General features: G+C 72.3%; 7 protein-coding genes and 1 pseudogene. 4 read left to right on the top strand and 4 right to left on the bottom strand.

Annotated elements, in window-relative coordinates; translation table 11 throughout:
* Positions 1-217 precede the first annotated feature (217 nt).
* The gene (gene groL / locus A5643_RS03495) at positions 218-1843 is read right to left on the bottom strand and encodes a chaperonin GroEL (RefSeq protein ID WP_066851992.1); all 1626 of its coding nucleotides are present in this window, start codon (positions 1841-1843) and stop codon (positions 218-220) included.
* 136 nt (positions 1844-1979) lie between these two features.
* Positions 1980-2204 carry a hypothetical protein gene (locus tag A5643_RS03490; RefSeq protein WP_066851990.1) on the bottom strand — a complete coding sequence of 75 codons (225 nt, stop codon included), beginning with the start codon at positions 2202-2204 and terminating at the stop codon, positions 1980-1982.
* Between the two features lie 109 nt (positions 2205-2313).
* Between A5643_RS03490 and A5643_RS03485 the strand changes: the two genes are divergently transcribed.
* Genes A5643_RS03485 through A5643_RS03475 form a run of 3 tightly spaced genes read left to right on the top strand, consistent with a single transcriptional unit; the run spans position 2314 to position 5159 of the window.
* A complete protein-coding gene (locus tag A5643_RS03485; RefSeq protein WP_066851987.1) occupies positions 2314-3990 on the top strand; it encodes a DEAD/DEAH box helicase in 1677 nt (558 codons plus the stop codon).
* Positions 3991-4029: 39 nt separating this feature from the next.
* A complete protein-coding gene (locus A5643_RS03480) occupies positions 4030-4554 on the top strand; it encodes a hypothetical protein (RefSeq protein WP_156628493.1) in 525 nt (174 codons plus the stop codon).
* Between the two features lie 41 nt (positions 4555-4595).
* On the top strand, positions 4596-5159 hold the full coding sequence (locus tag A5643_RS03475; RefSeq protein WP_066851983.1) for a hypothetical protein: 564 nt from the start codon (positions 4596-4598) through the stop codon (positions 5157-5159).
* Here the strand turns inward: A5643_RS03475 and A5643_RS03470 are convergent.
* Positions 5081-6616, bottom strand: coding sequence for a PH domain-containing protein (locus A5643_RS03470; protein ID WP_082948703.1), 1536 nt, complete (start codon positions 6614-6616; stop codon positions 5081-5083). The two genes, A5643_RS03475 and A5643_RS03470, sit on opposite strands and share 79 nt — an antisense overlap.
* 38 nt (positions 6617-6654) lie before the next feature.
* Entirely contained in the window at positions 6655-7137 is a 483-nt protein-coding gene (locus A5643_RS03465) for a PH domain-containing protein (RefSeq protein WP_066851994.1), read from the bottom strand.
* Between the two features lie 86 nt (positions 7138-7223).
* On the opposite strand from A5643_RS03465, the pseudogene A5643_RS18020 reads away from it, so the two are divergent.
* Positions 7224-7352: pseudogene (locus tag A5643_RS18020) on the top strand (short-chain dehydrogenase); the annotation flags it as partial.

Here is a 7352-nt window from a genome sequence, read left to right as displayed (position 1 = left end):
CCGTCGGCGCTGCCGGTGCCCAGCAGCTGGATTTTCATGTCCGGGTCACCGTACCGGCGTCGCCGCGTTGACTCTGCGCTGAGGGCGGCGCTCACCTGCGATTCGGCGAAAATCTGCGCCCTGGATGCAGAGTCAACGCGAAATGGCCGCCGACGACGACGAAGGCCCGGACCGCGAGAGCGGTCCGGGCCTTGTCGGTACAGCGTGTTGCGGACTTTTAGAAGTCCATGCCGCCCATGCCGCCGGTCGGGTCGGCCGCCGGAGCGCCCGCCTTCTCCGGCTTGTCGGCGACGACCGCCTCGGTGGTCAGGAACAGCGCCGCGATCGACGCCGCGTTCTGCAGCGCGGAGCGGGTGACCTTCACCGGGTCGGCGATGCCGGCCGCGAGCAGGTCCTCGTAGTCGCCGGTGGCCGCGTTCAGGCCGGTGCCGGCCTTGGAGTTGCGGACCTTCTCGGCAACCACACCGGGCTCCAGCCCGGCGTTGGCCGCGATCTGCTTGAGCGGAGCCTCCAGCGCCACCTTGACGATGTTGGCACCGGTGGCCTCGTCGCCGTCGAGCTTCAGCTCGTCGAGCACCGGGCCGGCCTGCAGCAGGGACACGCCACCACCGGCGACGATGCCCTCCTCCACGGCGGCCTTGGCGTTGCGCACCGCGTCCTCGATGCGGTGCTTGCGCTCCTTGAGCTCCACCTCGGTGGCCGCACCGGCACGGATCACCGCGACACCACCGGCGAGCTTGGCCAGCCGCTCCTGCAGCTTCTCGCGGTCGTAGTCGGAGTCGCTGTTCTCGATCTCGCTGCGGATCTGGGCCACCCGGCCGGCGATGGCGTCGGAGTCCCCGGCGCCCTCGACGATGGTGGTCTCGTCCTTGGTGACGACGACCTTGCGGGCCTTACCCAGCAGCGCGATGTCGGCGGTCTCCAGCGACAGGCCGACCTCCTCGGAGATGACCTGACCACCGGTGAGGATCGCCATGTCCTGCAGCATCGCCTTGCGGCGGTCACCGAAGCCGGGCGCCTTGACCGCGATGGACTTGAAGGTCCCGCGGATCTTGTTGACCACCAGGGTCGACAGCGCCTCGCCCTCGACGTCCTCGGCGATGATCAGCAGCGGCTTGCCGGACTGGATGACCTTCTCCAGCAGCGGCAGCAGGTCCTTGACGGTGGACACCTTGCCGGACACCAGCAGGATGTAGGGGTCCTCCAGCACGGCCTCCTGACGCTCGGCGTCGGTGACGAAGTAGCCGGAGATGTAGCCCTTGTCGAACCGCATGCCCTCGGTGAGCTCGAGCTGCAGGCCGAAGGTCTGGGCCTCCTCGACGGTGATGACACCCTCGTTGCCGACCTTGTCCATCGCCTCGGCGATCAGCTCACCGATGGAGCTGTCCCCGGCGGAGATGCCGGCGGTGGCAGCGATCTGCTCCTTGGTCTCCACCTCTTTGGCGCCCTTGAGCAGGGTCTCGGCGATCTTCTCGGTGGCCGCCTCGATGCCGCGCTTCAGACCCATCGGGTTGGCACCCGCGGCGACGTTGCGCAGGCCCTCACGCACCAGCGCCTGGGCGAGCACGGTGGCGGTGGTGGTGCCGTCACCGGCGACGTCGTCGGTCTTCTTGGCGACTTCCTTGACCAGCTCGGCGCCGATCTTCTCGTACGGGTCCTCCAGCTCGATCTCCTTGGCGATGGAAACCCCATCGTTGGTGATCGTGGGGGCGCCCCACTTCTTCTCCAGGACGACGTTGCGGCCCTTGGGGCCCAGCGTCACCTTTACCGCGTCGGCGAGGGCGTTCAGACCCCGCTCGAGGCCGCGGCGGGCCTCTTCGTCGTACGCAATCTGCTTAGCCATTGCGAAGTGATTCCTCCGATTAGGGGGTGACACGTTTCCGGGCCGGTCCGATGCCCGCGACGGACGACGCAGACTGTGTGGGCCTGGTCTCACCGTCCCGACCTAGCACTCACCGGTCGCGAGTGCCAAGTCATTCTTAGCACTCGCCTATGGAGAGTGCAAGATCGGTACCCCAACGGTGAACGCGGGTCCGCCGCCGGGCGATGACCCCTGAAATCGACGTCCAGACCCACCTATAGGCCGAAAAATCGCCTTTTACCGCCGTAGTCGTGTCGATCTCAGGGCGCACCCGCCCGCTGCGGCCGGCGTCGGGCATGTCGAAGCGCTCCGCGAACAGCGCGGCCGCTCCGGTGCCGGGCATCCGGCCATCCCGGCACGCGTATCGCCACCCGCGACACCCCACCGACGCTACGACGGCCCGCCGATCCGGTTGCCCTAGACTGCAACCCGATTCGGATAGGAGGCCTCGGGTGCGGGCAACAGAAGCGCCCCGCACCCAGGCTTTGCGGGGTTGGCAGCGCCGTGCGCTGGTGAAATACCTGACCGGCAAACCGCGCGATTACCTGCTGGTGGCCACCCCGGGGGCGGGCAAAACCACGTTCGCACTGCGCATCGCCGCCGAACTGCTGGCCGACCGCACCGTGGACACCGTCACCGTGGTGGTGCCCACCGAGCACCTGAAGATCCAGTGGGCCGCGGCCGCCGCCGCGGCCGGCCTCGCCCTAGACCCGCGGTTCTCCAACAGCACCGGGCAGACCAGCGCCGACTTCCACGGCGTGGTCGTCACCTACGCGCAGGTCGCCAGCCACCCCACCCGCCACCGGGTGCGCACCGAGAACCGCCGCACCCTGGTGATCTTCGACGAGATCCACCACGGCGGGGACGCCAAAAGCTGGGGCGCCGGCATGGTGGAGGCCTTCTCCGACGCCACCCGCCGGCTGGCGTTGACCGGCACCCCGTTCCGCAGCGATGACGCCGCGATCCCGTTCATCACCTACGACGCCGACGTCTCCGGGGTGCGCCGCTCCCGCGCCGACCACACCTACGGCTACACCGACGCCCTGGCCGACGGGGTGGTGCGCCCGGTGGTCTTCCTGGCCTACTCCGGGGAGGCGCGCTGGCGCGACAGCGCCGGCCAGGAGTACGCGGCCCGGCTCGGTGAGCCGCTGACCGCCGAACACACCGCGCGGGCGTGGCGCACCGCCCTCGACCCGGCCGGCGAGTGGATGCCCGCGGTCATCTCCGCCGCCGACCGCCGGCTGCGCCAACTGCGCGAGCACGTCCCCGACGCCGGCGGCATGGTCATCGCCTCCGACCAGACCGCCGCCCGCGCCTACGCCCGGCTGCTGGCCCGCATCACCGGCGAGGAGCCCACCGTGGTGCTCTCCGACGACCCGGGCGCCTCGGACCGCATCACCGCGTTCAGCCAGTCCACCACCCGCTGGCTGGTGGCCGTGCGGATGGTCTCCGAAGGGGTGGACGTGCCGCGGCTGGCGGTCGGGGTCTACGCCACCAGCGCCGCCACCCCGCTGTTCTTCGCCCAGGCGGTCGGGCGGTTCGTGCGGTCGCGGCGCCCCGGCGAGACCGCCAGCATCTTCCTGCCGTCGGTGCCGACGCTGCTGCAGCTGGCCAGCGAACTGGAAACCCAACGCAACCACGTCCTCGGCGAACCGCACCGGGAGAAGAACCCCGAGGACGAGCTGGCCGACGCCCAGCGCACCCAGAGCGAACCCGGCGACACCGACAACTCGTTCACCTCGCTGGGCTCGGACGCCGAGCTGGACCAGGTGATCTTCGACGGCTCCTCGTTCGGCACCGCCACCCCGGCGGGCAGCCCCGAGGAGGAGGACTACCTGGGCATCCCGGGCCTGCTCGACGCCGCGCAGATGCGCGAGCTGCTGCGCCGCCGCCAGGACGAGCAGATCTCGGCGCGCACCGCGGCCGGCGCTGCCCCGGTCACCCCGCACGGCCAGCTGCGTGAACTGCGCCGCGAACTCAACGCGCTGGTCTCCGCGGCCCATCACCGGCTGGGCAAACCGCACGGCTGGATCCACAACGAGCTGCGGCGCATCTGCGGCGGCCCGCCGGTGGCGGCGGCCACCGCGGTGCAGCTCCAACAACGCATCGAAGCCGTCCGCGGCCTGTAATCCCTGCGGCGGGCCCGCCCGCGTGCCAGACTCGACGGCATGAGAATTCGACAGCTGGGCATCGTTGTGATCGCAGGGGGGCTCGCGCTGGCGGGCTGCAGCAGCAAAACCGACACCGACGTCGACACCACACCGTCGACCGACCGTGCCGCCGCCGACGCACTGCCGAGCGGCTTCCCGTCGGACGTGCCGGTGGTCAACGGCGACGTTCAGGGCGACTACTTCGCCGGGGCCAACGGCTCGGGGGTCTGGACGCTCAACGTGACCGACATCGACAGTGACGCCTTCGCCACCGCCGAGCAGCTGCTCGCCGACGCCGGGTTCAAGACCACCGATCCCGCGCCCACCCCGGGCCCGTGCGAACGCCGCTCCGGCTTCGACAACACCGACACCGCCGAGGGCGACATCCACTACACCGTCGGGCTGTGCGGCAACCAGACCGACGCCGGCTACAAACTCGACTACGACGTCGGGGTGTTCCCGGCCGCCGCGACGACGACCACCACCGCCGCCGCCGAGGAGACCGAGACACCGGAATCCCCGACGGTGCCGCACGGGCGCTGACACCGCTCGCCGCAACGCGGCGGTGATGCTTAACTACCGCAATGGATTCGTGGCGGTATCGCGCGCTCGTGGTGGCCGCGGCGGCGTTGACGGCCGCCGCCGGTTGTAGTCACCGCACCACCGAGACCGACGAGCAGGCGCCGCCGTCGGCGGCGTCTTCGCCGACGGCGCCGCCCGCGATGCTGCCCGGAGCGGCGCCGGCCGACGCGTTGCCCGCGGAGTTTCCCGCCGATGTGCCGATCGTGGCCGGCGACATCGACGCCGACTCGCGCGACGTGCTGGGTTCGCTCGGCAAGATCTGGATGGTGACGGTGACCGGCCTGGTCCCCGCTGATCAGGACGACGCCGAGCGACTGCTCACCGGCGCCGGCTTCGATCCCATCGAGGACACCTCGGAGTGGAGCGGCGGGCCCTGCGAGCGCGAGTCGCAGTTCCGCAAGGAGGACGCCGACACCGGCGCCTACATCGTCCACCTCTGCGGCAACCCCGACGCCGACCACTACCGGCTGGAGTACACCGTCAACGTCTACCCCAAGGGCGGCTGGGGACTGCCGGAGATCCCCGACATCCCGGCCCCGCCGGAGCCGCCGGCCCCGCCCCGCTGACCGGCCGCCGCGGCCGCCGCCGCTGAGTCGGCTCCCGCCCCGGCGGCTTCCGTCGCGTCGGCCCACACCGAGCCGGCAACCCACGGTGAGGCGGTCGCCGCGATCCGCCACGCCCACTCGGCGGGCACGTCGATGAGCTGATAGGCCTTCACCCCGGCGGCGGTGGCGGCCACCAGCGTCGCCACCCCGGCCCGGCGCTGAAACCAGCTCTGCCGCACCGTCCAGGCCAGCACACCCGCGGTGGCGATGCAGTCGCGGCGCCGCTCCAGGCTGCCCGACCGGGCCACCAGCCAGCGCGCGTCCACCCGGTGCCCCAGCGCCCGGACCCGGTCGAGGGCCAGCGCCACGCAACCGCCCGTCACCACCGCCCACACCACCCACGCCCACGCCGGCGTCGAGACGACCAGCAGCACCACCCCCGCGACCGCCGGCACCGCCAGCGCTCGGGTGACGCGGCGCCGCGCCGCGGCCGGGCCGTGGCCGCGCAGCGGGCCGCGCACCGCGTCGGCGTCGCCGATCAGCCGGGTCAGCACCCGCTGCGCGGTCGACGCCGGGCACGGCGGCAGTAGCAGCGACGCCTCCCCCGCGCCGCGCACGCCGGTCATCACCGCGTCGAGTTGGGCGCCGCCGAGCGCCCGCACCAGCAGCGGTTCCCGCACGGTGCCGCCCCGCAACCGGCGCATGTCGAAGGTGGCGGCGCGCTGCCGGACCAACCCGTGCTCGAGGTGCAGCACCCCGGCGCGGCGGGTGAGCACCAGGTTGCCGTAGACCAGCAGCGAACGTCCGACGGCGCCGAGCACCGCGAACACCACCACCGCGGCGACGATCACGGTGACGGTCAGCGGCGCACCCCACTCGACGGCGGTGTCGGCCACCGCCTGCCCCAGCCGGGAGTCCGCCAGCAGCTTCTCGGCCCCGGCCTGGTAGGCCAGCCCGACCACGGCGCCGATCCCGACCAGACCGGACACACTCAGCGGGCTGTAGCGCAGCCAGGACGGCTGCCAGCGCGCCAGCACCCGACCCGCCGGGCGTGGCGCGTCGGCGTCGGCGGCGCCGGGCTGCTCGGATTCGGCCAGCAGCAGCGTGCGCAGCCGCGGCACCTCCTCGGCGGCCACAGCGTCGAGTTCGAAGACCGACGCGCCCGCCTCGGCGGTCGACACCCGCAGCACCGTCAGCCCCAGCAGCCGGTGCAGCAGCCGGGCGTCGGTGGCCACCGAGCGGATCCGGGTGCGCGGCACGGCCACCGCGCTGCGGCGCAGCAGCCCGGACCGCAACTGCACCTCGTCGGCGTCGATGCGGTAGCTGGTGGTCGCCCAGCGCGCCACCCCCACCCCGACGGTGATGGCCAGCGCCACCACCAGCCAGGTCGGGTCACCGGTGGTCGAGCCCAGCACCACCGCACCGAACACCAGCGGCAGGTTGCGCAGCACCTCGTGCAGCGGGTGCACCAGCAGCATCCGCGGACTCAGCCGCTGCCAGCCCGGCGCGGGACCGCTCACGTGGCGTCCTCGGCGGCGGCCGCGGCGATGCCGGTCAGCCAGGTCACCGCGTGGTCGGCGACGTCGGCGTCGAGCGCCACGATCCGCACCGCACCGGCCGACGACGCGGTGGTGACGGTGACGTTCGCCAGCCCGAACAACCGGTCCAGCGGTCCCCGGTAGGTGTCGACGGTCTGCACCCGCGAGATCGGCGCGATGCGGCTCTCCTGCACCAGCCAGCCGGTGCGGGTGTACACCGCCTGCGGGCTGATCTCCCAGCGGTGCACCCGGTAACGCCACAACGGCGCGACCACCGTCGCCACCAGCAACCCCAGCAGCGTCAACGCCCCGATCAGCGCGTGCAGCCACGCCAGCCGCGGGTCGGCCAGCGCCCAGCCGAGTTGCACCAGCGCCAGCACCAGCCACGGGATCGCCCCGCCGAGCGCCCACACCAGGGGCGCCTTGCCGCTGGGCCGGTGCGCCGGCGCAGCCATCGTCACCATGTTGCGAGCGTCTTCACTGCGGCAGCCATGCCCTAAGAATGGCGCACCCGGCGCCGCGGCGCGCCCCGGTAGGGTCAGAACCCATGAGTTCGCCGCAGAAGTGGAGCGCCGCCGACATCCCCGACCAGAGCGGCCGCACCGCGGTGGTCACCGGATCCAACACCGGCATCGGCTACCAGGCCGCCGCCGAGCTCGCCGGCCGCGGCGCGCAC

It is taken from the genome of Mycobacterium sp. 1274756.6, from assembly GCF_001668625.1.
Classification (GTDB): domain Bacteria; phylum Actinomycetota; class Actinomycetes; order Mycobacteriales; family Mycobacteriaceae; genus Mycobacterium.
The sequence above is the reverse complement of the archived record's forward strand: the minus strand, read 5'-3'. Positions and strand labels throughout refer to the sequence as shown.

Coding starts and splice junctions, on each gene's coding strand:
- groL (WP_066851992.1), bottom strand. CDS start 1,843: ATGGCTAAGCAGATTGCGTACGACGAAGAGGCCCGCCGCGGCCTCGAG.
- A5643_RS03490 (WP_066851990.1), bottom strand. CDS start 2,204: ATGCCCGGCACCGGAGCGGCCGCGCTGTTCGCGGAGCGCTTCGACATG.
- A5643_RS03480 (WP_156628493.1), top strand. CDS start 4,030: ATGAGAATTCGACAGCTGGGCATCGTTGTGATCGCAGGGGGGCTCGCG.
- A5643_RS03475 (WP_066851983.1), top strand. CDS start 4,596: ATGGATTCGTGGCGGTATCGCGCGCTCGTGGTGGCCGCGGCGGCGTTG.
- A5643_RS03470 (WP_082948703.1), bottom strand. CDS start 6,616: ATGCTGCTGGTGCACCCGCTGCACGAGGTGCTGCGCAACCTGCCGCTG.